This is a genomic window from Streptomyces sp. DH12 (assembly GCF_020873895.1).
In the GTDB taxonomy this organism is placed as follows: Bacteria; Actinomycetota; Actinomycetes; order Streptomycetales; family Streptomycetaceae; genus Streptomyces.
The window spans coordinates 1-399 of record NZ_JAHWGT010001562.1; the positions used below are offsets into that span (position 1 = coordinate 1).

Genomic DNA, 399 nt, shown 5'->3' on the forward strand with positions numbered 1-399 from the left:
GGGCGTCGTACGCGGAGGAGGTGCTGGCCGCGGCCCCCGAAGGGCTGCCGGCGGTCGAGGTCGGCGGCGAGGGTCCCGACGCGTTCGCGCCGGCCGTGCGCCCCCTGGTCGCCATGGCCGCCGCCCGCCTCGCGGACCGGACGGCCGGCGTCCCGGACGCCGAGGCCACCGTGTGGCGGGACGCGTTCACCCGCCGTCTGACCCACCAGCTGGTCCGGCTCGCCGCCCGCACGCTGGCCCAGGAGCTGCACCGGGCCCGGCGCTCCCGGCGCCTGGCGGGCGCCGGCCCGCGCGAGCGGTTCGCCTCCTTCGTCGCGGCGGCCGGCACCCGGCGCGGACTGTCGGACCTGTTCACCGCCTACCCGGTCCTGGCGCGGATGCTGAGCCGGACCGCGCTGG

At 80.5% G+C, this 399-nt stretch carries 1 pseudogene; it reads left to right on the forward strand.

What is annotated here, in order from left to right:
• Positions 1-399 (forward strand): annotated as a pseudogene (locus tag LPA54_RS41095) (type 2 lantipeptide synthetase LanM); the annotation flags it as partial.